This window comes from Aestuariimicrobium kwangyangense DSM 21549, from assembly GCF_000421525.1.
In the GTDB taxonomy this organism is placed as follows: Bacteria; Actinomycetota; Actinomycetes; order Propionibacteriales; family Propionibacteriaceae; genus Aestuariimicrobium; species Aestuariimicrobium kwangyangense.
This window is the reverse complement of sequence record NZ_ATXE01000003.1, coordinates 329,036-353,256: the sequence shown is the minus strand read 5'-3', so window position 1 is coordinate 353,256 and position 24,221 is coordinate 329,036. Positions and strand designations below refer to the sequence as shown.

General features: G+C 69.5%; 19 protein-coding genes and 4 tRNA genes. 14 read left to right on the top strand and 9 right to left on the bottom strand.

Annotated features, from left to right (window positions below; all coding sequences use genetic code 11):
* The first annotated feature begins 80 nt into the window (after positions 1–80).
* The 3 genes from H507_RS0111630 (at position 81) to H507_RS0111620 (ending at position 4,848) form a co-directional block, all read left to right on the top strand.
* A complete protein-coding gene (locus H507_RS0111630) occupies positions 81–572 on the top strand; it encodes a MarR family winged helix-turn-helix transcriptional regulator (protein ID WP_051139811.1) in 492 nt (163 codons plus the stop codon).
* A gap of 4 nt (positions 573–576) precedes the next feature.
* Positions 577–3,414, top strand: coding sequence for an FAD-binding and (Fe-S)-binding domain-containing protein (locus tag H507_RS0111625; RefSeq protein WP_022910875.1), 2,838 nt, complete (start codon positions 577–579; stop codon positions 3,412–3,414).
* A gap of 69 nt (positions 3,415–3,483) precedes the next feature.
* Positions 3,484–4,848, top strand: coding sequence for a glycosyltransferase family 2 protein (locus H507_RS0111620; protein WP_022910874.1), 1,365 nt, complete (start codon positions 3,484–3,486; stop codon positions 4,846–4,848).
* Positions 4,849–4,891: 43 nt separating this feature from the next.
* Here H507_RS0111620 and H507_RS0111615 read toward each other — a convergent pair whose 3' ends face one another.
* Positions 4,892–5,176 (bottom strand): DUF1905 domain-containing protein, encoded by a 285-nt coding sequence (locus H507_RS0111615; protein ID WP_022910873.1) that lies wholly within the window; start codon positions 5,174–5,176, stop codon positions 4,892–4,894.
* Positions 5,177–5,417: 241 nt separating this feature from the next.
* On the opposite strand from H507_RS0111615, the gene H507_RS0111610 reads away from it, so the two are divergent.
* Positions 5,418–5,966, top strand: coding sequence for an NYN domain-containing protein (locus tag H507_RS0111610; protein WP_022910872.1), 549 nt, complete (start codon positions 5,418–5,420; stop codon positions 5,964–5,966).
* Here the strand turns inward: H507_RS0111610 and H507_RS16505 are convergent.
* The 3 genes from H507_RS16505 to H507_RS16500 all read right to left on the bottom strand — a co-directional run bounded on the left by H507_RS16505 (position 5,959) and on the right by H507_RS16500 (position 9,433).
* On the bottom strand, positions 5,959–7,137 hold the full coding sequence (locus H507_RS16505) for an exo-beta-N-acetylmuramidase NamZ family protein (protein ID WP_022910871.1): 1,179 nt from the start codon (positions 7,135–7,137) through the stop codon (positions 5,959–5,961). The two genes, H507_RS0111610 and H507_RS16505, sit on opposite strands and share 8 nt — an antisense overlap.
* Before the next feature lie 15 nt (positions 7,138–7,152).
* Positions 7,153–8,835 (bottom strand): energy-dependent translational throttle protein EttA, encoded by a 1,683-nt coding sequence (gene ettA, locus H507_RS0111600; RefSeq protein ID WP_022910870.1) that lies wholly within the window; start codon positions 8,833–8,835, stop codon positions 7,153–7,155.
* A gap of 133 nt (positions 8,836–8,968) precedes the next feature.
* Positions 8,969–9,433, bottom strand: a complete 465-nt coding sequence (locus H507_RS16500) for a single-stranded DNA-binding protein (RefSeq protein WP_022910869.1) — start codon at positions 9,431–9,433, stop codon at positions 8,969–8,971.
* Positions 9,434–9,594: 161 nt separating this feature from the next.
* Here H507_RS16500 and H507_RS17455 point away from each other — a divergent pair, with 161 nt between their 5' ends.
* Positions 9,595–10,599, top strand: a complete 1,005-nt coding sequence (locus H507_RS17455) for a putative RNA methyltransferase (RefSeq protein ID WP_022910868.1) — start codon at positions 9,595–9,597, stop codon at positions 10,597–10,599.
* Here H507_RS17455 and H507_RS0111585 read toward each other — a convergent pair.
* The 4 genes from H507_RS0111585 to H507_RS16480 are packed head-to-tail and all read right to left on the bottom strand — an operon-like array spanning position 10,543 to position 16,148.
* On the bottom strand, positions 10,543–11,175 hold the full coding sequence (locus H507_RS0111585) for a ThuA domain-containing protein (RefSeq protein WP_051139790.1): 633 nt from the start codon (positions 11,173–11,175) through the stop codon (positions 10,543–10,545). The two genes, H507_RS17455 and H507_RS0111585, sit on opposite strands and share 57 nt — an antisense overlap.
* Positions 11,168–12,820 carry a GTPase gene (locus tag H507_RS16490; protein ID WP_022910867.1) on the bottom strand — a complete coding sequence of 551 codons (1,653 nt, stop codon included), beginning with the start codon at positions 12,818–12,820 and terminating at the stop codon, positions 11,168–11,170. Before H507_RS16490 ends, H507_RS0111585 begins: the two co-directional genes overlap by 8 nt.
* The gene (locus H507_RS16485; protein WP_169512712.1) at positions 12,820–14,715 is read right to left on the bottom strand and encodes a dynamin family protein; all 1,896 of its coding nucleotides are present in this window, start codon (positions 14,713–14,715) and stop codon (positions 12,820–12,822) included. Before H507_RS16485 ends, H507_RS16490 begins: the two co-directional genes overlap by 1 nt.
* A 56-nt stretch (positions 14,716–14,771) precedes the next feature.
* Complete coding sequence (locus H507_RS16480; RefSeq protein WP_051139789.1) at positions 14,772–16,148, bottom strand: PrsW family intramembrane metalloprotease; 1,377 nt, start codon at positions 16,146–16,148, stop codon at positions 14,772–14,774.
* A gap of 72 nt (positions 16,149–16,220) precedes the next feature.
* Here H507_RS16480 and H507_RS0111560 point away from each other — a divergent pair.
* The 6 genes from H507_RS0111560 to H507_RS0111535 all read left to right on the top strand — a co-directional run bounded on the left by H507_RS0111560 (position 16,221) and on the right by H507_RS0111535 (position 19,412).
* Positions 16,221–16,296 (top strand) — tRNA-Arg (locus H507_RS0111560).
* A 66-nt stretch (positions 16,297–16,362) separates the two neighbouring features.
* Positions 16,363–16,998: an oligoribonuclease gene (gene orn / locus H507_RS16475; RefSeq protein WP_051139809.1), complete on the top strand. Its 636-nt coding sequence runs from the start codon at positions 16,363–16,365 to the stop codon at positions 16,996–16,998.
* A 62-nt stretch (positions 16,999–17,060) separates the two neighbouring features.
* Positions 17,061–17,136: transfer RNA gene (locus H507_RS0111550), tRNA-His, on the top strand.
* A 258-nt stretch (positions 17,137–17,394) separates the two neighbouring features.
* Complete coding sequence (locus H507_RS0111545) at positions 17,395–18,537, top strand: MurT ligase domain-containing protein (RefSeq protein ID WP_026378140.1); 1,143 nt, start codon at positions 17,395–17,397, stop codon at positions 18,535–18,537.
* Positions 18,534–19,274: a type 1 glutamine amidotransferase gene (locus H507_RS0111540; protein WP_022910863.1), complete on the top strand. Its 741-nt coding sequence runs from the start codon at positions 18,534–18,536 to the stop codon at positions 19,272–19,274. Before H507_RS0111545 ends, H507_RS0111540 begins: the two co-directional genes overlap by 4 nt.
* A gap of 62 nt (positions 19,275–19,336) precedes the next feature.
* Positions 19,337–19,412: transfer RNA gene (locus tag H507_RS0111535), tRNA-Lys, on the top strand.
* An 83-nt stretch (positions 19,413–19,495) separates the two neighbouring features.
* Here the strand turns inward: H507_RS0111535 and H507_RS17885 are convergent.
* The gene (locus tag H507_RS17885; RefSeq protein WP_040438509.1) at positions 19,496–19,801 is read right to left on the bottom strand and encodes a DUF3618 domain-containing protein; all 306 of its coding nucleotides are present in this window, start codon (positions 19,799–19,801) and stop codon (positions 19,496–19,498) included.
* 60 nt (positions 19,802–19,861) lie between these two features.
* Here H507_RS17885 and bcp point away from each other — a divergent pair, with 60 nt between their 5' ends.
* From bcp to H507_RS17450, 3 genes are all read left to right on the top strand, one after another.
* On the top strand, positions 19,862–20,341 hold the full coding sequence (bcp, locus tag H507_RS17725; RefSeq protein WP_022910861.1) for a thioredoxin-dependent thiol peroxidase: 480 nt from the start codon (positions 19,862–19,864) through the stop codon (positions 20,339–20,341).
* Between the two features lie 10 nt (positions 20,342–20,351).
* A tRNA-Leu gene (locus tag H507_RS0111520) sits at positions 20,352–20,433 on the top strand.
* Between the two features lie 129 nt (positions 20,434–20,562).
* Complete coding sequence (locus H507_RS17450) at positions 20,563–23,949, top strand: BspA family leucine-rich repeat surface protein (RefSeq protein ID WP_051139788.1); 3,387 nt, start codon at positions 20,563–20,565, stop codon at positions 23,947–23,949.
* The last annotated feature ends 272 nt before the right edge of the window (positions 23,950–24,221 follow it).

Here is a 24,221-nt window from a genome sequence, read left to right as displayed (position 1 = left end):
TAGCGTCAGCCGCGCGCCACAACGGGTTTCAGGCGGGGTGCCTGATGGTGACCGGGTCGCCAGCAGATAGCATGCTCGCCATGAGCGAGGCACTGGATCCCAGCGATCCACGCGCGGGGGGCGACGCGGACGTGGTCTGGCTGACCGATGAACAGCAACAGATCTGGCGGGCGTGGTTGCACGGTGTGGCACGGGTCAACGACGAACTGGACGCCCAACTGCGCACGGTCGGTCTCGACCTCGGCGACTACGAGATCCTGGTGTCGCTGGTCGAGGGCGAGAACCGGGAACGCCGGATGTCAGACCTGGCGGCCATGGTTCACCAGTCGCGCAGCCGACTCACCCACGCCATCAACCGGATGGAGACCAACGGGTGGGTGATCCGTCGTCAGGCCAGCGATGACCGGCGGGGAGTGATCGCCTCGCTGACCGACGAGGGCTACGCACTGTTGGAACGGGCAGCACCCGGTCACGTGCGTGAGGTACGTCGGGTGCTGGTCGACGCCGTCGATCCCGATGACTTCGTGGCACTGGGACGCTGCATGCAGGCCATCCTCGCGGTGCCAGACTGAGGCAATGACCGTCACCACCCGCGCCACCGTCCCGCAGACCCTGGCCCGGTTCGACTGCGTCGACGACTCGACCCTCACCCGGGCCCTCTACACCACCGACGCCTCCCTCTACCGAGTCGAGCCCCTCGCGGTGGCCTTCCCACGCACGCGCGACGAACTCGTCGAGGTGGTCAGGGCCGCCCTCGAGGCCGAGGTGTCGGTGACGGTGCGCGGCGCGGGCACCTCCTGCGCCGGCAATGCCGTCGGGCCGGGGCTGGTCGTCGACGTCGCCCGCCACCTCAACCGGGTGGTGTCGATCGACCCGGACGCGGCCACCGCCACCGTGGAACCCGGCGTGGTGCACGCCACCTTGCAGGCTCAGGCGCGGCCACTGGGGCTGCGGTTCGGGCCCGATCCGTCGACCCACACCCGCTGCACCATCGGCGGCATGATCGGCAACAACGCATGCGGTCCACGCGCCCTGGGCTACGGACGAACAGCCGACAACGTGGTCTCGCTTGAGGTGTTGACCGGCTCCGGGGAGATCGTCACGGTCACCTCGGGTGAACCGTCGACGGGTGGTCTGGCCACCGACCTGCGGGCACTCGTGGGCGCCAACCTCGGCCTGGTGCGAACCGAGTTCGGACGATTCGGCCGCCAGGTCTCGGGCTACTCGATGGAGCACCTGCTGCCCGAGCGCAAGTTCGACCTGGCCCGCTTCCTGGCCGGCACCGAGGGCACGCTGGCCGTCATCCTCTCGGCGACCGTGCGGCTGGTCCGCGACCTGCCGCACGCGGCGGTGGTGGCCCTGGGCTACCCGTCGATGGCCGACGCCGCCGACGCGGTGCCGGCGCTGCTGCCCCATCGTCCCGTGGCCGCCGAGGGCATGGACCGGCGGATCGTCGACGTGGTGGCGCGCACCAAGGGGCCGGCCGCCGTCCCCGCACTCCCCGCCGGCGACGGCTGGATGTTCGTCGAACTCGTGGGCGAGGACGAGGCCGAGGTGCGCTCCCGCGCCGAGGCGCTGCTGGCCACCTCGGGCTGTCTCGACGGCTGGGTGGTGGACGACCCGACAGCAGCCGATCGACTGTGGAAGATCCGCGAGGACGGGGCGGGACTGGCCGGGGTCAGCCTCGCCGATCCGGCCTACCCGGGCTGGGAGGACGCTGCGGTGTTGCCCGAACGGCTCGGGGCCTACTTGCGCGAGTTCGACCAGTTGCTGCAGGAGTTCGGCCTGCACGGCTTGCCCTACGGACATTTCGGCGACGGCTGCGTGCACGTCCGCATCGACTTCCCTCTCGAACGAGAGGGTGGGGCGGCCGTCTACCGGCAGTTCGTCGAGCGAGCCGCGGCCCTGGTCGCCAGCCACGGGGGTTCGATGTCGGGTGAGCACGGTGACGGGCGGGCCCGCTCGGCCCTGCTGCCCGCGATGTACTCCCCCGAGGCGATCGCACTGTTCGGGCAGGTCAAGGCCCTGTTCGACCCGCGTGGGTTGCTCAACCCCGGCGTGCTCGTCGACCCCGTCGCCGTCGACGCCGACGTTCGGGTCGCGGCCACCGTCGGCTCACCGCTGCGGCTCAGTGACCCCCACTTCGTGCGCGAGGTGCACCAGTGTTCCGGGGTGGGCAAGTGTGTGACCGCGACCCTGGGACCCGGAGCGGTGATGTGCCCGAGCTACCAGGCCACCCGCAACGAGAAGGACTCCACGCGCGGCCGGGCCCGGGTACTGCAGGAGATGGTCAACGGGTCCCTGGTCGCAGGGGGCTGGCGTTCCCCCGAGGTGCACGAGGCACTCGACCTGTGCCTGTCGTGCAAGGGCTGCGGGCGTGACTGCCCCACCGGCATCGACATGGCCGCCTACAAGTCGAGGGTGCTGCACGAGTCCTACAAGGGTCGACTCCGCCCCCTGTCGCACTACACCCTCGGCCAGTTGCCCCGTTGGCTCTCGCTGGTGCACGTGGTGCCGGGCGTCTCGGCACTGGCCAACGTGGCACTGTCCGTGCCCGGTGTGGGATCGCTCGCCAAACGGCTGGCCGGGGTGGACGGTCGTCGTCCGTTGCCGCGGTTCAACCCCGGGGGCTCGCAACGGCGACGTGCGGCGCACCGGGGTCGCTCGACCGGCTCTGGGACCGCTGACGCAGGCGGCGGTGTGCCGGGGCGCCACGGGCGGGTCGCCGTGTGGGTCGACTCCTTCACCGACGCCTTCGAGGGCACCCAGGTGGCGTCGCTGATGGCGGTGCTGGAACGGGCCGGGTACCAGCCCGAGGTGATCAGCGATCGTGCCTGCTGCGGCCTGACCTGGATCACCACGGGGCAGTTGGACGGAGCCCGCGCCCAACTGCGTGGCGCACTCGAGGTGCTCGCACCGATCGCGGAGGCGGGCGTGACGATCGTGGGGGCCGAGCCCTCCTGTCTGGCTGTCTGGCGCTCCGACGCCCCCGAACTGCTGCCCGACGACCCCAGGGTCGGCATCGTCGCCAGCGCCGTCCGGACCCTCGCCGAGGTGCTGTCGTCGACGCCCGACTGGCAGGCTCCGGACCTGAGTGGGCACGAGGTCGTGGCCCAGCCCCACTGCCACCACGCCTCCGTGCTGGGCTGGTCGGCCGACGCCGACGTGCTCGGGCGGACCGGTGCCACCGTCACCACCCTGGGGGGATGCTGCGGCCTCGCCGGCAACTTCGGGGTGGAACGAGGACACTACGAGACCTCCGTCGCGGTGGCCGAGACGGCCCTGCTGCCGGCGCTGCGTGCCAACCCCCGAGCGATCGTGCTGGCCGATGGGTTCAGCTGCCGCAAGCAGGTCGACGACCTGACCCAACGACGCGCGATGACCTTGGCCGAGCTGCTGCTCACCCACTCCTGAGGGCGACGCTGGACGGGCGGTCGGTCGCTCGAATCGGAGAAGCCGAAGTCTGAGAGTATCCTGAGAGGCGTGACTGCTCTGCTCTACCTGCTGGGATACGGGATCACGTTGGCGTTGGGATGGCTGGTGTTGTTCGGCCACCGGAGCGCCGCGAGGCCGTCCGAGACCTGGCAGATCGCCCTGACCCTGCTCTTCCTGCCGAGCCTGCTCAAGTACGCCCTGCAGCTGCTCGTCGCACCCTGGTTCGACGTGCAGAGCTGGTGGCGCCGTCGTCGCGCCCCCCGCCGCGCCGCCATCCCCGCCCAGCGCGTCTCGGTGCTCGTCCCCGCCTGGAACGAGGAAGTCGGCATCGCGCTGACCGTGCGCTCGCTGCTGGCCAGCGACCACCCCGATGTCGAGGTCGTCGTGATCAACGACGGCTCGACCGACGACACCCACGCCGTGATGCAGGCGCTGGTGGCCGAGCACGAGGCGTCCGGACGACCGGGCCGACTCGTGTACGTCAGCCAACCCAACGGCGGCAAGGCCTCGGCGCTGAACCGTGGGCTCGGCGTGGCCTCGGGCGAGATCATCGTCACCACTGACGCCGACAGCGCGGTGGCAGCCGACACCCTCACGAACTTCGCCCGCCGGTTCGACGACCCCCGGGTGATGGCCGTGGCTGGCAACGTGAAGATCGGCAACCGGCCCGGCGTGCTGGGGCTGGTGCAGCGCCTGGAGTACCTCTACGGGTTCTACTTCAAGAAGGCAGACTCGGTGCTCGACTCGATCTACATAGTCGGGGGCGCGGCCGCTGCCTACCGGGCCGACGTGCTGCACGAGCTGATCGACCGGGGACGATCGGGGGCCCTGGCCGGGTTCGACGAGGACAACATCACCGAGGACATCGAGATGTCGACCCGACTGCAGGCGGCCGGGCACCGCATCGTCTACGCTCCCGACGCCGTCGTGACGACCGAGGCTCCGGCCGACTGGGACGGCTTGGTGCGACAGCGCCTGCGCTGGAAGTTCGGACGGTTCCTCACCTTCCGGCAGTACCGACACCTGTTCTTCAACCCCGCCCTCCCACGCAAGCGCGTGTTGACGATGCTGATCCTGCCGGTCGCCCTGCTCTCGGAGGTGTTGTTGTTGGCCGAACCCCTTCTGGTGACCGTGATGTGGGCGTGGACGATCGCCGTCGGGGACTACGGTCCGGCGCTGGTCTACATCGGCGCGCTCACGCTGGTGGTGGGGTGGCAGGTGCTCACTGACACCCGACGCAGGGAGTCCTTGGCGCTGCTGCCGCTGGCACCGATGGCGTGGTTGGTGTTCTACCTGGTCGACCTGACCGAGTTCCGTGCGTTGGTGCGCACGCTGGTTCGCATGGCCACCGGACGGGGCGTGACCTGGCAACGCTGGAGCCGCCAAGGAGTCTTCGCCTCGCAGCAGGGCTGAGTGCGCACTCGGCAGCAGGGATCCACCGGGCGCCGAGCATCGCTCACACGTCGAGGAAGAGTGAGACCTCGATCCTGTCACCGACCCCGATGCCCAGGTCTTCGCGCACGTTCTTGCGGATCGGGACCCGATAGGTGCCCTGCTTGGGGAACATGGCCGTCCTGTAGGTGTGGTGACCGATGGTCGCCATCGTCGGCACGCACCCCCAGTAGATGATCGACTGGGCCACCTCGGCGATCAGGTCGGCCTCGTCGTTCGGCACCACCGCGTAGTAGAAGGGGGCAGGGCCGCGCCACTCGATCACCTCTGCGGTGAACTGCAGGTCCATCGTCCCAGTCTGGCACCGGGTGGGGAGGACGACCCGTGACGCGGGACTCTCCCGATCGCCGCCACCTCGTGCCGGGCGGGTTGCTCCCCCGGCCAATCGTGCCGATCGTGTGCGCTGGCGCCGACTCTTCCGTCCCTGGAGCAACATCTGGCGTCAGAACACACGATCCGCACGATTGAACCCCCTGATTGAACCGTCTGACCGCAGCGAGCGCGGGCACAGCACGCACTAGGCTCCCTGCATGAGCGAGCGCACCACCTACCTGCTGGTCGACGGCGAGAACATCGACGCGACCCTGGGGAACTCGGTTCTGGGACGCCGCCCGGACCCCCACGAGCGACCCCGGTGGAACACCCTGCTCGACTACACCGAGCGGGCTTGGGGCCAGCCGGTGAAGGGGCTGTTCTTCCTCGCGGTTCCGGCGGAACTGCCGGCTTCGTTCGTGCAGGCCCTGCTGGCCATCGGTTACCGTCCGGTGCCGCTGCGGGGTGAGGGCAAGGTCGTCGACATCGCCATCCAGCGCACGACCGAGGCCTTGGCCGGTCGACCCGCCGACGTGATGTTGGTGAGCCACGACGCCGACTTCGCCCCGCAGATGGAGGCCTTGGCCGAGGATCCGGATCGACGGGTGGGCATCGTCGGGTTCGGCGAGTTCCTGGCCACGTCGCTGCGTCGCATCGATGGGGTGGAGTTCTTCGACCTGGAGTACGACGTGGCGGCGTTCCGTGAGCGTCTGCCCCGGGTGCGGATCATCGAGATCGACGAGTTCGACCCGCTCGAGTTCATCTGAGCGAGCCCACCTGCTCATCCCAGGCTCTCTGGTCGGGCAGCCAGCCTCCCAGCAGGTCGTCGGTGCCCGCCCCCGCGAGCAGGTCCCGGGCGAATTGCCTGCGTCCGGTCATCAGGTCGAGCCATCGCCACTGGTCCCCGCGGTGGGTGAGCTCCGGGTAGAGGTCACGCGCACTGGTCAGCAGGTCGACCCCGAACCGGACCGCGTCGAACTCGTCGGGATCGGTGACATGCACCTCGACCCCTCGGCAGAGGCGGCCGGCATGGGTCTCGAAGTGGGGCACGGCCAACGGCTCGAACGCGGCCTCGCGCAGCAACGCGCCCGGGTGTCGGCCCTCGTCCAGGCGGGCCAGCCAGCGGTCGTCCACCCAGGGCGCCGCGAGCAGGGTGAACGGACGGGTCGTCCCCCTCCCCTCCGACAGCGTGACAGCCTCCAGCAGCCCGGTTCCGGGATAGGCCAGACACGACTCCACAGTCGGCAGATTGGGGCTCGGTGCCACCCACAGTGGCCATCCCGGAGCCCCGGACGAACGTGCCGAGCCGTCCCAGCCCTCGACGGGCACGACGGACAGGTCAATGCTCGTCCCACCCGGCTCCTCGGGCAGGTGATGGGCATTCAGCACGCGGGCCAGCTCACCCAGGGTGAGGCCGTGCTGGTGCAGGATCGACCTCCGGCCGATGCTCGATTCCAGACCGGGAGCCAGCAGCCCTCCCCTGCGGGCCCGGCCCAAGGGGTTGGGGCGATCGAGCACGAGCATCGCCACTGCGGGAACGCGGGCGACCGCCATCATCAACCGGTACATCGTCCAGACGTAGGTGTAGAACCTGACGCCCGCGTCCTGAAGGTCGACCACCACCACGTGGGCTCCGAGCCGCACCAATGCCTCGGCCAGGTGCTCGGGACCCGCGTGGTAGGCGTCCAGCAGCGGGACGGAGGTCACCGGGTCGAACGCATCGGCCTCCGACTCACCGGCGGTGGCCGTTCCCCGGAAGCCGTGCTCGGGCCCGAACACGCCGACCACCTCGACGCCCGCGGCCACCATGGCGTCGACCCCGTGCAGCACACGCCCCTCCCGCACCATCACACCGGTCGGGTTCGACAGCACGACGACGCGACGCCCCCGCAGTTCCGCGAAATCGCGCTCGGCGAGGGCGTCGAGTCCGGTGCGCACGGGCGGCGTCAGCTCTCAGTCGCGGCGCAGGCGGCGGTGCTTGGAGGCGTGCGGACGAGCCGCCTCGGCTCCCAGCCGCTCGATCTTGTTGGCCTCGTAGTCGGCGAAGTTGCCCTCGAACCAGAACCAGTCGGCCTCGTCGGCCTCGTGGCCCTCCCACGCGAGGATGTGGGTGGCGACCCGGTCGAGGAACCACCGGTCGTGGCTGATCACGACGGCGCAGCCCGGGAACTCGAGCAGGGCGTCCTCGAGAGCCGAGAGGGTCTCGACGTCGAGGTCGTTGGTGGGCTCGTCGAGCAGCAAGAGGTTGCCGCCCATCTTCAGGGTGAGCGCCAGGTTGAGCCGGTTCCTCTCACCACCGGACAGCACCCCGGACAACTTCTGCTGGTCGGGACCCTTGAAACCGAAGCTGGCCACGTACGCACGCGAAGCCATCTCGAAGTTGCCCACCTTGATGAAGTCGAGCCCGTCGGAGACGACCTGCCAGACATTCTTCTGCGGGTCCAGCCCCGAGCGGCCCTGGTCGACGTAGCTGATCTTGACCGTCTGGCCGAGCTTCAGCTGGCCCGAGTCCGGCTGTTCCTCGCCGACGATCATCCGGAACAGCGTCGACTTGCCCACCCCGTTGGGACCGATGATGCCGACGATCCCGGCGCGCGGGAGGGTGAAGTCGAGGTCGTTGATCAGCAGTCGGTCGCCGAAACCCTTGGTGAGGTCGATCGCCTGCAGCACGTCGCTGCCCAGTCGCGGACCGGCGGGGATGTTGATGTCGGCGGTGTCGATCTTGCGGCTGCGCTCGGCCTCGGTGGCCAGCTCCTCGTAGCGGGCCAGACGTGCCTTGTTCTTCGCCTGACGTGCCTTGGGGGACGACCGCACCCATTCGAGCTCACGCTCGAGCACCTTGGCGCGCTTGGCGTCCTTCTGGCCCTCGATCTGCAAGCGCTTGCGCTTGGTCTCGAGGTAGGTGGAGTAGTTGCCCTCGTAGGGGTGGAGACGTCCGCGGTCGATCTCGCAGATCCAGCTGGCGACGTTGTCGAGGAAGTAACGGTCGTGGGTCACGGCCAGGACAGCGCCGGGGTAGCTCTTCAGGTGGCTCTCGAGCCAGTTGACGCTCTCGGCGTCGAGGTGGTTGGTGGGCTCGTCGAGCAGCAGCAGGTCGGGGGCCTGCAGGAGCAGCTTGCACAGGGCCACCCGGCGGCGCTCGCCACCGGAGAGCACGTCGACGGGAGAGTCCCCGGGAGGGCAACCCAGTGCCTCCATGGCCTGCTGCAGCTGGGCGTCGATGTCCCAGGCCTGACGGTGGTCGAGCTCGGTCTGCAGTCGTCCCATCTCGTCCATCAGGGCGTCGAAGTCGGCGTCGGGATCGGAGAACGAGTCGGAGATCTCGTTGAAGCGGGCCAGCATCGCCTTGGTGTCGGCGACGGCCTCCTCGACGTTCTCCCAGACCGTCTTGTCCTCGGTGAGCGGGGGTTCCTGCAGCAGGATCCCGACGGTCGCCCCCTTCGCCAGCTGTGCCTCCCCGTTGTTGGGACGGTCCATTCCGGCCATCAGCTTGAGCATGGTCGACTTGCCGGCCCCGTTGGGGCCGACGACACCGATCTTGGCGCCCGGGTAGAAGCTGAGGGTGACGTCGTCGAGAATCACCTTCTCGCCGACGGCCTTGCGGACGTTGTGCATGGTGTAGATGAACTCAGCCATGAGTGGCGCGTTTCCTTCGCATCGACGTCGTCCGGTGCGCTCGCACGCCCCGGGGAACGGCCGCACCGCACAGGCGCGGACCGTCGTCCAGTATGCCAGTGAACGCGCTCCGGATGGTTCCTGCGCCCTGAGCTCAGTCGCGGCCCCCGAGCCCGGGCACCTGTTCGTCCGGGGCGGGCTCATCGACGGGTTCAGGGTCCACGTCGTCACGGTCGACCGGTTCCCCCGGGGATGCCGGTGAGGCCACCCGCTCGTTGCGGGCGAAGTTGGTGGTGCCCCGGTTGAGATCGTGACCCACCGACGAGGCCTCGACGATGAGACGGTCCTGCTTGACACCCTCGGCGTCCTGCCAGACGTGGGTGCGCAGCCGGCCGGTGACGACCACGGGGTCACCCTTGTGCAGGCTGGCGGCGACGTTGCGGGCCAACCGGTTGGAGGCCCTCACCGAGATCCAGGTTGTCTCACCATCGGTCCACTCCCCTCCGCGGCGCACCCTCGGAGTGCAGGCGAGGCGGAACCGGGCCAGTTCCCAGTCGTCGCCGGTGAAGGTCTCGACGTCGGTGCCGATGTTTCCCGACAGGCTGATGGTTGCGTCCATGAATGGTCCTCTCCAGGGATGGTCTGCCGAAGGGCAGTCACCTGAGTTGTGACCGGAACTCCCGGGATGGTCCCGCCCGCGATGCCGGGCTGTGGACAACCCTTCGACCTCCCCCTCGCTTGTGGACAACAGTCCGCTCCGAGGCTGGAAGAATCGGGACCATGAGCGAACGCGACGGCATCCTCGCCTGCCCGGTGTGCGGCGACCGGCTGCGCCTGCGCGACCGGGTGGCCCGCTGCCGGGCCGGTCACAGTTTCGACCAGGCCCGCGACGGGCACCTGCACCTGCTGACTCCCGGCAAGTCGAGGTCGCGGGCGCAGGGTGACGACCAGTCAATGGTCGCTGCACGGCGGGCATTCCTCGATCGTGGCCACTACCGCGTCCTCAGTGAGGGCCTGCACGAGTGGGTGGGCGAGTTGATGCCCGAGACGATGCTCGACGTCGGCTGCGGCGAGGGCACGTTCACCGAGGCGATGCTGTCGGCCATACCCGACGACTCCTCGAGTCGCCCCGAGGGCAAGCACCTGCACGACGACCACTGGGTGGCGTTCGACATCTCCCGTCCGGCCATGAGGCTCACGGCCCGCCGGGTGCCCCGAGCCGTCGCCGTCGTCGCCTCGGTCAACCAGTTGCCGGCCGTCGACGGATCGGTCGACCTGCTCACCAGCGTGATGTCACCGGTGCTCGGCAGCGAGTTCGCTCGCGTGCTGGCCCCGGGCGGCCGAGCCCTGCTGGTCACCCCCGGCGACTCCCACCTCGCCGAACTGAGGGCCCAGCTGTACCGCGACTACCGCCCCCACGACGAGGAAGTACTGCTGGCCCGGTCCTGGCCGGTGCTGGAGCAGCGACGATTCGAGGCCCGCGTGACGCTGGGGAGCAACGAGGAGATCATGCAGGTGTGGGGGATGACGCCCTACCGCTGGAATGCTCCCGAGGAGGGGGTCGAGCGGATCAGTGCCCTCGACCGGCTGGAGATCACGGTGCACTTCGTCGGCACGCTGGTGCAGCCGCCCGATGACCCAGCGCGCGATGACCCAGCGGCCGATGACTGGGCGCGCGACCATCTGGTGCCCGCGGAACAGTCCCCTGTTGTTCCCGGGAGCGGGTCGTCAGCGCATCACGCCGGTGATGCCGCCCCACACGTGGTCGACGAAGACCCGATCTGAGTAGGCCTCGGCACGATGCCCGAGGGCGGTGTACCAGGTTCGGCCCAGACCCAGTCGCCCACGCCAGCTCAGGGGGCGGTTGGGTTCGTCGGCGAGCACCACCAGTGGTTCGACTCCGACTGGCTCCGACTCGAACTCGTACCACTCGTCCGACCACGACCAGGGGTCGGGCAGGTGCTGGGTGGACGGGTCGGGAGCGACCGCCCGCAAGCCCCGCCGCTGTTCGTCGAGGGGTGGATGGCTGCGGAACCGTGCCCCGACCAGTTCCAGGTAGCCCGGCCAGCCACGCTCGGCACCGGTGGAGTTGTGCACGGCAGCGAACCCACACCCCGCTCGCACTGCCGACTGCAGGCAGGCCCGCTGGTCGTCAGTGAGGATCTCACCGTTGCACTGGTGGAAGACCACAGCGCGGGCCCGAGCGAGGTCATCGGGGTTGAGCACCGAGGTGTCCTCGGTGTGGAGCAGGTCGAGCCCCGCCTCGACGGCCAGGCGAGCGAACAGCGCCACCCCCGCCTCGATCGCGGCTGAGTGCCTGAACGCCTCGTGGGTGGCGGTGACCAGCAACAGGTCAGCCACGGACTCGCCCCAGCGCCTCGCGTGCCGTGCGAAGTCGGACGAGTTCTGCGGTGACCGGCGCCACCACCTGCCGTTCGGCCACGGCCGCGACCTGTCGGGTCAGCACGGCGTGGGCCCGGCGGGCCTTGGCTCGCGCGCTCACCTCGACGAACACGCGACTGATCAGGGCCAGGAGCAGACCAGCGGCCACTCCCCCGACCACGAGCCAGGTCTGCACCGGCAACCGGTGCCAGCTGCGGGTCGGCAGGGGCGGGAAGTGGAAGTAGGCCAACACCAGATCGGCGGCCAGCCACAGCAGTCCAGCGGCCACCACAGCCACCAGGATCCACTGCACGACCTGGATCACGCGCCAGTGGCCGAAGCCGCGGTCCATCGCCAGGTCGGTGGTGGCCACCGCCCGGTCCAGCTCGTCGGCCAGCACGCCCTGGTTGGCGAGGGAGGCACGGCGGACCGCGTCCTGCCACGAGCGTGGGAGGTCGGCGGCAGCCTCGTCCGACAGCGCCCTGACCGCCGAGGTCACCCTCGCCTTCGAGGCCCCCTGCCCGGAGTCGAGCCCCGTGCGGGGAACGCGGACCGGCTCCAGCGACTTCTTGGTGCGCCCGATCGGGAGCCGGTCGAGGTGCAGACGCCTCAACGGGTCCGGTCGCAGCGACGCGATCCATGACAGCACAGGCCATCCCGTGACGAGTTCACCGCGTCGTCGCACCGAGGCCAGCACGGCCTCGGTGACGACATCGGCCCCCGCCGCCTCGGCCAACGCCCGGTTCAACTGGCGCACGGTGCCGGAACCGATGGCAGGGTCACCGGCGGAGCCGGAGTCGTCCAACCCCAGTTCCGGGGCCAACCGAGCTGCCTCACGGGTGAGGTCGGCGCCGAGACGCTCGGCCACCACCCGCTTCCTGGCGACCAGGTCGACGACCTGACGGCGCAGGGCGTCGACTCCTTGACCGGTCGTCGCCGACACCGCCGCGATCCGGGCCTTGCCCAAGCCCTCGTTGTCGAGCAGGCGACGCAGGTCACGCTCGCACTGCACGAGTTGCCCGGGGGTGAGCAGGTCGACCTGGTTGAGCACGACCAGCATCACCTCGGCGTGGCCGGCCAGTGGCTTCAGGTAGCGCTCGTGCAGGGCCGCGTCGGCGTACTTCTGGGGATCCACCACCCACACCAGCAGGTCGACCAGGTCGACCAGTCGATCGACCTCGGCGCGGTGGGCTGCCTCGATCGAGTCGTGGTCGGGAAGGTCAAGCAGCACCAGTCCCTCGAGCCCCGGCGCCTGCGACCCGGGACGAGGGACCCGCGACAACTCGACCTGGTGGCGACGTGGCACGTCGAGCCAGTCGAGCAGTTCCGCGGGGGGCACATCCCCCCAGGAGACCGACATGGCCTTCGCCGTGGTGGGACGACGCACTCCCGGCTCGGCCAGCTGGGTTCCGGACAGCGCGTTGAACAGGCTCGACTTGCCTGATCCGGTGGCACCGGCCAGGGCAACCACGGTGTGGTCCCCGGCGATCGCCAGCCTCGAGCCCGCGCGACGGACCAGTTCGTCCGCGTGCCTGACCGCCTCGTCGGGCACCCGTCCCTCGACCTGCTCGACCACGTGGCCCAGAGCCTGGAGTCGTTCCGCGACGGGCCTTTGCCGTGCCATCAGCGGTCGTCCCCGTCCCGATGCTCGACCAGTTCACCGTCGACCACCTCGGCAGGACTGGCCGCGACCTGGCTGACGGTCACCACGGGCTCAGAGGTGGACGAGCCGAGCGCCGCCGGGGTGCGGGCCGGGTTCATCCGGCGCGCCGTGGTGGTGTCGGCGGTGATGGCTCGTTCGTGGTCGAAGCCTTCCACGTGGGCCCGCTCCACCGCCGCTGCCGATTCCCGCAGGGCGGCGGCCTGGTCGTCGGCGACGCCGGCCTCGGCCAGCACGGCCTCGAACCGGGCGAGTTCGGTCGACATGAGCGTCTCGATCCGGGCATCCAGGTCGGCCTTCGCCCTCTCCGCCAATGCGCGGACGGCGTCGTCACCGATGATGCCCTCGAGCAGTCTTTGGGCCAGTACCGACGTGCCACCGGCCACGCCGATCTCGGCACCCGTGAGGCCACCGGTGTAGGCAAAGATCGTCACCATGAGGGCCACCCCGGCACCGTTGACACCGAACGCCAGCAGTCGAGCCCTCGACCGCTTGTCCATGCCTTCCTCGGCCACCAGTTCGACGACGTCGCCCTGCCAGTCCCGGATCGCGCGGGCGACCTTGCCCGGGAACTCCCGCGAGGCGCGAGTGAGTTCGTCCCGCCCGTGGGCGGCAGCGTGTCTGGCCAGGAGGGAGCGGCCGGCTGGCGTGGCCCGCCAGGCGGCTTCTGCGCGCTCGGCGGCTGCCTGCCCCTCTTCGCGCACCAGCGCCTCGAGCCCGTTCTCGACCGCCACCTTCATCTTGTCGACCTCGGGTGGCTTGCCGACGAGGGTGCCCCACACCCGGTCGCGCAGCCAGCTGATGCGCTGGTCGAGGGCACGCATGAACTCACCGGTGCCGACCAACTCGTGCCAGCGACCGAGCACCTCACCCCGCAGCAGGGTTCCGTCGGCGGACTGCACCGCCACCTGTCGGGCGGCCTCGGCGTAGGCGCTGCGAGCGTCCTGGCGCAGGCTCTCGAGGGCCTCGACCTGGTCATCGGTCGCCGCGGCCAGGCTGGACACTCGTGGCCCGATGGAGTCGATGGCGCCGGTCAGGGTCTGCATGACCACGGCCTGACGGCTGCGCTCGTCGGCCGCAAGCGTGGCGAGCCAGGTGCGTATCGGTGAGACTGCCGCATCAGGCAGCAACCCCTCGGCATCGGTGGCCGTCTCGGGCACGGCGAACAGCGCGGAGTCGCCCAGGCCACGCTCGGTCATCATCTGCCCCAGGTGGGTGGGGACGTCGGTCATGGCCGCCGGGGGCACACGGTCGAGCACGACGGCGACGGCCGCCCTGCGCTGCACCGCTTGCTGCAGGAACTCCCACGGCACGGCGTCGGCGTACCGGGCAGCTGAGGTGACGAACAACCACAGGTCAGCCGCCTGCAACAACTCCGTCGCCAGTTCGCGGTTGCGCTCGTCCACGGAGTCGAAGTCGGGTGCGTCGAGCACGGCGAGCCCGGGTGGCAGGCTCGGCTCCGCCACCAACTGCAGGGAACTCTGGTCGTGTGAGGCCACCCTGGAGCGGATCAGCGTGGGCAGGATGCGCTCGTCGGAGAACCAGTGCTCGTCGTCGGGATGGTGGATCAAGACCGGCGACTTGGTGGTGGGGCGAATGACTCCGGGAGTGGTGACGGTGCGGCCCACCAGGGTGTTGACCAGCGTCGACTTGCCAGCGCCGGTGGATCCGCCCACGACGGTGAGCAGCGGGGCCTCGAGGGTGGCCAGCCGGGGCAACACGTAGTCGTCCAACTGACGGACGAGCTCGTGTGCGTTCCTTCGTTGGTCTGCCGTACCGGGCAGGTCGATCGGCAGGCTGACCCCGGCCACCCGCGATCGCAAGGTCGCAAGCGCCGCGCCCAGCTGGGCTGCGGTCACACGGGCGGCCCCGGCCCCGGACGAAGGGGCCGCGGACGGCACGTCCGGAACGCCCATCACGCGCGTCCACCCGGCGGGGGCCCCCACTGGTTCGGCTCCCACGAGGGCGGCGCCCACTGCGGCGCCGGGCCGGCTGCCGCGGCCAACTGACGTCGGGAGCGAAGCCAGGCCACCGGGTGGGGCAACCGAACCTTCTCACCCGCCAGCGTCGTCACGGCGACCGGACGATCCCGGCGGATGACCTCGAGCAGTTCCCTCGCGTGCTCGTATCCGACCCGGTCGATCAGGCCCAGCACCATCGAGTCACGCAGGTAGGCCAGCTCCGTGAGGTGGCGCATGACCCGGATCGTGGCGGGAAGTCGGGACGGTTGCGAGAGCGCGATGACCAGCAGGCGCAGGCGCCGCCACAGACTTGAGTAGATCACGGGGTCGGAGGGCAACAACCACCCGAACCGCACCAGATCGTTCAGGCGGGCCCGGATTCGTCCACCCTCCCGGATCATCCACGCAACCAGCACGCCGGCGAGCACGACGACGACCGCAACGGCCATCAGCCAGTACTTCATCCCCCCGCCTTCGGGCACGCTGGAGGCGACCCCGTTGAACACCATGTGACCCAGCGCCGCCGCCAGGAAGCCGGTGACCGGGGCGAGGATGCGCACCAGCTTGCTGCGGTGCCTCACCCCGACCAGGATCCCGATCGCCGTCATCGTCGTGAAGAACGGGTGGCCGAACGAGGTGTAGACACCGCGGAGCCTCACCAGTGACAGCAACGCCTGCTCCGCGTCGCCGGCCTCGATGGTCCGGGAGGCATATTCGTAGCCGCGGGCGTAGTAGATGATGTTCTCGGTGAAGGCGAAGCCCACGGCAGACAACCCGGCGAGCGAGACGCTCTGCATGATCGACACGATGCGGTAGCGGGCCAGCACCGCGAGCGCGAACACGATGGTTGCCTTCGAGAACTCCTCGACGAAGGGGGCCACGAACACCGCCGGACGAGCGCCCGTCGACGGGTCGCCGTTGCCCTGCACGCTGAGCAGTTCGCCGGCCCAGGAGTTGACGTAGATCGACATCCAGGTGGAGAAGCAGGCCCCCCAGAGGAAGGCGATCAGCCACGTCACGACGCGGTGCTTGCGGAAACGGTCGAACCACAGGAACAGCAACGACCACACCACGGCCGTGGGCCACGCGTACTTGGCACCGATCCGCATGGCCTGGTTGGTGATGCCGGGAACGGTGCCACCCTCGACCTTGCGGTCGGCGTGCAACATCCAGTACATGTCGAACAGCCCCACGAATCCCACCAGCAGGATTCCGACCAGCGCCCACGTCCACGGGCTGCGCAGGACGCGGAGGTACCACGGTCGAGGCGGCTGGTTGCGCGGCACCCCCGAGAGGACACGAGCTCGGCGCTCCAGACGTGCTGACGACATGGGCCCAGCCTAGCGAGTGCCCAGTGCAGCGCAGCCGGCCTGCTGGGAGGCTTTACACTGACGGCTGGACCAGCCCCAGTAGCTCAGCGGATAGAGCAGCAGCCTTCTAATCTGTCGCGCGCAGGTTCGATTCCTGCCTGGGGCGCCAACCGGACGGCCGCTCGGGTCGCCCGACCGACCGAAAGGGGCGCACCCGGTGGCGCAGACCAACGAGATGCTCGTCTGGATCGATTGTGAGATGACGGGACTCGACCTGACCACCGATGCCCTGGTGGAGGTGGCCGCGCTGGTCACCGACGGTGACCTGAACGTGCTGGGTGAAGGCGTCGACGTGCTCATCAAGCCGCCGGCCGAGGCGCTGGCACAGATGAACGACTTCGTTCGCAGCATGCACACCACCTCCGGCCTGCTGGTCGAACTCGAGGACGGGCTGACCATGGCCGAGGCCGAGCAGTTGGTCCTGGAGTACGTGCGCACCCACGTGCCCGCCGCGGGCAGGGCTCCCCTGGCGGGGAACACCATCGGCACCGACCGCATGTTCCTGGCGCGCGACATGCCAGAACTCGAGTCCCACGTGCACTACCGCAACGTCGACGTCAGCTCGATCAAGGAACTGGCGCGACGGTGGTACCCCAAGGCGTACTACAACTCCCCCGCCAAGTCGGGCAACCATCGCGCGCTCGCCGACATCCAGGAGTCGATCGAGGAACTGCGCTACTACCGCGAGGCCGTGTTCGTCCCCGTCGGACCGACCAGCGCCATGGCCAAGCAGGTGGCCGCCAAGCACCAAGGTGCGCTCACTGGCGCGGTGGCGACGACGGCGGACGGTTCGGCGGTGGAGCTCGATTAGCGATCCGGCCCGCGGATCGGTATATTCATCCGAGCCGGTTTCCGGCGCGCAGTGTGGTCGTGGTGGGTATAGCTCAGCTGGTAGAGCACCTGGTTGTGGTCCAGGATGTCGCGGGTTCAAGTCCCGTTACTCACCCCACACTTCACCTCCTGCCGTGAGTGCTCCGGCCTCCCCCTCCCATGCTCCACGTCGGGCCCGAGGCCCTTGTCCGCCGCATTCGGGGGACATGTCAGAATGACCCACATGGCCGCTCCTCGACTGCCCTTCCGCCCGCCGAAGCCGGGAGCCCTGAGTCGGCTGCGACTGAACGCCGCCACCTCGGCAGGCAAGGCGGCGGCTGCCGCCTCGCGCCTGGCTCGACGCGGCACGGGCGCCTCGATCCAGGGAACCGTCATGCTGCGTCTCGACCCGGGGGCGCTGGGGAAGTTGCTGGCCGACCGCCGCATCGCCAGCGTCTCGGGCACCAACGGCAAGACCACGACCACCCACCTGTTGACCGCAGCCGTGCGCGCCTCGGTCGCCGACCCCGACGACGTGGTCACCAACGCCGACGGGGCGAACCTGCACCACGGCATCGCCTCTGCGCTGGCCAACCAACCACGGTCGTCGATCGCGGTGCTGGAGACGGACGAGCGGGTGGTGGCCACCGTCATCGAACTGGGCCGTCCCGAGGTGCTGGTGCTGCTCAACTTCTCGCGCGACCAACTCGACCGCCACCACGAGATCAAGTCCTTGGGACGGTCGTGGCGGATCGCCCTGCAAGCGGCGGGCAGCAGCGGACCCGTGGTCGTCGCGAATGCCTGCGACCCGCTCGTGGTGTGGTCGGCGCAGCCGGCGCGACGGGTGATCTGGGTCGACACGGGCGACGTGTGGAACGAGGACGCGGCGCTCTGCCCGGAGTGCGGCTCGTTGCTGGTGCGTGACCAGTCCCGGTGGGACTGCCCCGGTTGTTCCCTCACGCAGCCCGTGGCCGACTACACGGTGCGCGGTGACGAGGTCAGCGACCCCAACGGTCGCGTCTTCACCCTCGACCTGCAGGTGCCCGGACGGTTCAACCGGGCCAACGCCGCCTGCGCCCTGGCTGCCGCCCGCGCCATGGGCGTGCCCGCCCAGACCGCCCTCGACGGCATGGCCACGGTGACCTCACCCGCCGGCCGTTACGCCACCGCCACCATCGGCACCGCCCGCGCCACCCTGCTGCTGGCCAAGAACCCCTCGGGTTGGGCGGAGTCACTGCCCCTGGCCACCAGTCAGACGGTGGTGCTGGCCATCGACTCGGCGGCCGCCGACGGACGTGACGTCTCGTGGTTGTGGGACGTGCGCTACGAACAACTGGCCGGACGAACCGTGGTCGCCACCGGCCCTCGGGCCCAGGACCTGGCCGTGCGGTTGCGCCATGCCGGGGTCGACCACGTCGTCGAGCCAGACCTGGCGGCCGCTTTCAGACGACCCGAGGTCACCCGCGTCGACGGACCGGTCGACGTGATCGCCACCTACACCCCCTTCCAGCGACTGCGGAAACTCGGAGGTCTGGCATGAGCCGTCCCGTCAACGGACCCGTGAAACTGGTGCTGGTCTACCAATCGCTGCTGGGCATCTACGGTGACCGCGGCAACGCCACCGTGCTGGGCAAGCGTCTGGAGTGGCGTGGCATCGACCATCAATTGCTGGTCGTCGAACCGGGCGAGGAGGTCCCTGCTGACGGGCACGTCTACCTGCTCGGCGGTGGCGAGGACCTCGCCCAGATCTCGGCTGTCAAGGCCCTGCGCGCCGACGGCAACCTGTTCCGGGCGGTCGAGGCGGGGGCAGCCCTGTTCGCGGTCTGCGCGGGCTACCAGATCTGTGGCACCAGTTTCACGGTGGGCGACCACGACCAGGTGATCGAGGGCCTGGGACTGCTCGATGTCAGCACCCGCCGCGGCCCGATACGGGCCGTGGGAGAGATCCTCACGCGTTGGCAGCGCCAGGACGGCACCTCCTACGAGCTGACGGGTTTCGAGAACCACGGCGGCCACACCACCCTGGGAGCTGATGCCGTTCCGCTCGCCCGGGTCGAGGTGGGAGTCGGCAACAACGGGGACGGCACCGAGGGAACCCAGCAGGGAACCGTCATCGGTACCTACCCGCACGGGCCCGTGCTGGCCCGCAACCCCGAATTGGCTGACCACGTGCTTCGGCTGGGTACCGGGCTCGACCTCGACCCGCTGGCGGTGCCCGAGGTGGACGAACTGCGTCGCCAGAGGATCGCTGCGGTGAGGGCCGGCCGACGGAGCTGATACCCGCCCGGGGCGGCTCGATTTCCCAAACCGGCGCGCGATGTTCTACAGTTTCTTGGCGCGCACCGCTAGCTCAACTGGCAGAGCAGCTGACTCTTAATCAGCGGGTTCAGGGTTCAAGTCCCTGGCGGTGTACCACGGGAAAGGCCTGTCGAGATCACTCTCGACAGGCCTTTTCGCATTCCCCCTGGCACGTGGGTCAGCTTCGGCTGTGGGACAGGTCAGGAGCGTCGTCCGCCACCGACGATGGCTCGGATGCCGACCAACACGGCCACAGTGCCGACCACGGCGGCGCTGAGCATCAGCAGCCGGTCGATGCGCCAGCCGCGCTCGTCCTTCACCTGCGACTTGGCCGCATCGAACTCGGTGTGCGCGAAGGTCTTCGCGTCATCGATGGTGCGGTCCTTGATGGCGGTCGGATGCACCTCGGTGACGAGGTTGGCCAGGTTCGCCGAGACCCGGGCGCGGGCTGCGGCCAGGTCGGCCCGGATCTGGGCGGCGGTACGGGTGTCGGTGGTGTCGGCCACGGTCGGTCCCTTCATTGGAGCGTGCCAGACCACCCTAGCCGCACCGGTATCGTGTGGGGCATGAACAACCGCCTTGACATCGGCTCGCCCGCCCCGGAGTTCAGCCTGCCCGACGCCACCGGGGCGGAGGTGTCGCTGGCGGACTTCGCGGGACGAAGGGTGGTCGTCTACTTCTACCCGGCGGCCATGACCCCGGGGTGCACGATCCAGGCCGTCGACTTCACCGCGGCCCAGCAGGAGTTCCGCGATGCCGGCTACGAGATCGTGGGCATCAGCCCGGACAGTGTCGACAAGCTCGCCACGTTCCGCGACAAGGAAGCCCTGGGTGTCACCCTGCTGGCCGACCCCGACAGGCAGGCCCTGAACGCCTACGGCGCCTGGGGCACCAAGATGCTCTACGGCAAGGAGATCACCGGCGTGCTGCGTTCGACCTTCGTGGTCGACGTGGACGAAGCCGGGTCGGGAACCATTGCGCTCGCGCAGTACAACGTCAAGGCCACGGGTCACGTCGACAAGCTGAAGCGCGACCTGGGGATCTGATCCCCCCACCGCCGGAGTGGTGGAATTGGCAGACACGCAGGATTTAGGTTCCTGTGCCGCAAGGCGTGAGGGTTCAAGTCCCTTCTCCGGCACCCTTCCATCCGCGGACCGCGGCGGACCTCCCCGACACGGCAGGCGTTGGACCGACCTCGGCCTATGCTCAGCCGCAACACCATCGCGCCCTTCCCTGAGGCGTGGTGCCTGCGGGGGGAGCGCGTCTCATGCGAACACTGAGGACGGCATCGGGGGCGATCTTCGCGGTGATCCTGGCCGCATTCGCAGCCACCTCCGTGACGGTCGCCCGGGCTGAGCCGGCGCCGCTGCCCTGCTCCGACCCCATGGTGATGACCTTCGACACCCGGGTGGACCCGGGCACGAAGGGTCACGTCGGGTTCGTGCTCACCGGCGGTTCGGGCACCGTCACCATCGACTGGGGCGGAGCCGGGTCGGCCACCCCGTCCGGTGAGGGACCGGCGACCGACCAACGGCAGACCTATCCGGCTGACCCGGGGTTGGTGGGGTTCGACTTCGCGTCGCCCGGTGCCTACACCGTGTCGGTGTGCGGCACCCCGCAGGGGTTCGCCTCCCCACAGAGCAGGAATGGGGTGGGAGCCTCGACGCTGACGTCAGTGTCCTCGTTCGGATCGCTGGGGATCACCGACTACAGCGGCGCTTTCCTGGGGGCGACCCATCTGACCAAGGTCCCCACCTCCCTGCCCTCCGGCGTGACCAGGGTGCAGTCGATGTTCGAAGGGGCGGTGGCCTTCGACGGCGACGTCAGCGCTTGGGACACCAGCGGGGTCACGACCATGCGCTCGATGTTCGACGGGGCCACCTCCTTCGACCAGGACCTCGGCCGGTGGGACGTGACCCACGTCGCCGACATGACGAGGATGTTCTCGGGCGTCCGGTTGTCATCGTCCAACTACGACGCGCTCCTGACCGGATGGGCCACCCAGAAGGTACCAACGGGGGTGGCCTTCGACGCGGGATCCTCGAGCTACTCGGCTGCCGCAGCGCAACCCCGAGCGACGCTCACCGGGGCCGCCGGCTGGTCCATCACCGACAGCGGCCAGTCAGGAGCGGCCACCCCCAGCGACGGGGGCACCTTCGTGTCCCTGGCGCCCACCCGCGTCCTGGACACCCGGACGAACAATGGCGCCTCCGGGCCGGTGCCCGCACGCGGCACCATCCACGTGCAACTCGCCGGACGCGGCGGGATCCCGGCCGACGGCGTGGGAGCCGTCGTGGTGAACCTGACCGTCACCAATTCCAGCCGTCCCGGCCACATCACGGCCTACCAGGACGGCACCCCGCAGCCGTCCAGCTCGAACCTGAACTTTCCGGCAGGTGACACGCGCGCGAACCTGGCCGTGGTCACCCTCGGCGCGGACGGCAAGATCGCACTGACCAACAACAGCGAGGGCACCGTCCACCTGATCGCCGACGTGTCCGGCTACTACCTGGCCGGTATCCCTACGGCGGCCGGGGCGTACGCGCCGCTGACCCCGGATCGCATCCTCGACACCCGCACCGACACCGGGGCGACGGGACCCGTTCCCGCGAACGCCACCATCCGGGTGCAGGTCGCGGGCCGCGGCGGCGTCCCCGCCAGCGGCGTCTCGGCGGTGGTGCTCAACCTCACCGAGACCGGCTCAACCGCACCCGGACATCTGATCGTCCACGCCGACGGCACGGCTGAGCCCGGCACCTCGAACCTGAACTTCCCCCGGGCCGACACCCGGGCCAGCCTGGTCGTCGTCAAGGTGGGGGCCAACGGGAGCATCGCCATCGCCAACCGCAGCCCGGGCACCGTGCACGTGGTGGGCGACATCGTTGGTTACCATCTCGCTGGTTCCGGTGATGCCGCGGGCAGGTTCGAGCCGCTCACCCCTTCCCGAGTGCTCGACACCCGCATCGGAGCCGGCGGGACCGGTCCGGTGGCGCCGGACGGCAGCCTGCGCGTCCAGATCGCCGGCCGCGGCGGTGTACCCACCAGCGGAGTCTCGGCGGTGGTGCTCAACCTGACCGGCACCAACGCAACCCGGCCGGGACACGTCAGCGCGTACCCCAGCGGCAGCTGTGAGCCCAACGCCTCGTCGCTCAACCTGCCCGGCGGGGACACCCGCAACAACCTGGCGGTCGTCCCCCTGGGCGCCGACGGCACACTGTCCCTCACGAGCCACAACCGGGGCACCGTGCAGCTGATCGCCGACGTCGTCGGCTACTTCACGCCCAACGCAGTGCCAGCGGTCGCGCCGTCGTTCCAGTCGCTGGCGCAGAACGCCATCAGCGCGAGGCACTCCACGCTGGGCACCCAACTCGGCGCAGCCACGACCGGTGTCGTCCTGGACGGCTGCATCGCCCACCAGACCTACGCCAAGGGTGTCATCGTCTACACCAATTTCACCGGCGCCCATGCGGTGCACGGCCCCATCTACTCCCGCTACACCGCGCTGGGCGGCTACCCGCGTACCGGGGTCCCGACCACCGAGGTGGTCGCTCTGGCCAACTACTCCGGTGGTTCGGTCAGCCGGTTCACCCGTGGTGCGCTCGTCTCGTCCGACCATGGGGTCCGCTGGTTGACGACGGAGGCCGCCGACCACTACCTCGCCCACGGCGCGGGCAAGTACGGGGCACCGATCTCGGACACCACCTCGGCGACTGCCCCGTACACGGCCGACTCGTGGACGAAACTTGCCGGTGCGGGCCAGACCTCGGCGACCTCGATGCTGTACCGCAACACTGCGAGCGGCATCCACTGGGTCCGTGGACCCATCTACCAGACCTGGGTCTCGCTCAAGCTGGCCGCCGGCCCCCTCGGACGGCCCACGTCCAACGAGTACACCAAGGGCGTCACCATGCAGAGGTTCACCTCCGGGGCGATCATGCGCGGTACCAACGGCTGGCCCGCGGTCCACGGTGACGTCTGGCGTGTCTACTCCAGCACCACCCACAACGCCGCCACCGGCGACCTGGGACTGCCCACCGGACCCGGCAGTCAGGACGTCCAGGACTTCCAGAACGCGCGCATCGACCACGGACGCATCAGGGTGCGGGTCAACGCCACCACCCACACCACGACCTCCGCCGAGGTGCAGTACACCTTCCGCTCCGGCTGCCCGGTGGGCCCCTCGAGCCTGCGCACCATCTCGATGAATCACCTCGGTTTCGACAACCGGGTGCATCGGGGCGTGATGATCGTCCGCTCGGACGTCGTCACCCAGATCATCGACTCGTTCTCGGCCGCGGCATGGAACAGCTTCCAGATCCGCCAGATGGTCAACCCGAACCACTGGCTCGGCAATGACTACAAGATGATGGCCGCCGACAACACCTCAGCGTTCAACTGCCGCAAGGTCAGCGGCAACCCCTACGCCATGTCACCGCACTCGTACGGGAGGGCGATCGACATCAACGACTTCGAGAACCCGTACAAGGAATTCGGTGTCTGGTACCCCTACGAGAACTGGTACGCCACCCATCGTGACCCCAGCAAGCCGGGTGTCCTGGTCGGCACCAGCACCCTGACCACCAAACTGGTCGGCCACGGCTTCTACTGGGGTGCATGGTGGAGCGAACCCGACTACCAGCACTTCCAGAAATGACACCTCAGACCGCCAGGGGCGACCGGCCAGCCCCCCGGGCAGGGGATGGGGTCGCGGTCGGTGCCTGCGCCCTGGCACTCGCCGTCGTGCTGATGGGCTGCTCGTCGCACTCCCCGACCCCGAGGACGACGCCGACCACCCCCGCACCCACCATGGCCTCACCCAACAGTGGCGCGCCCACCACACGAGTCACCAGCCCGAGCGCCACCCCCGCCAAGGACAGCACAACCGCCAGCTCCTCCGCCCCAGGGTCAGCTCCCCCCAGTGCAGGG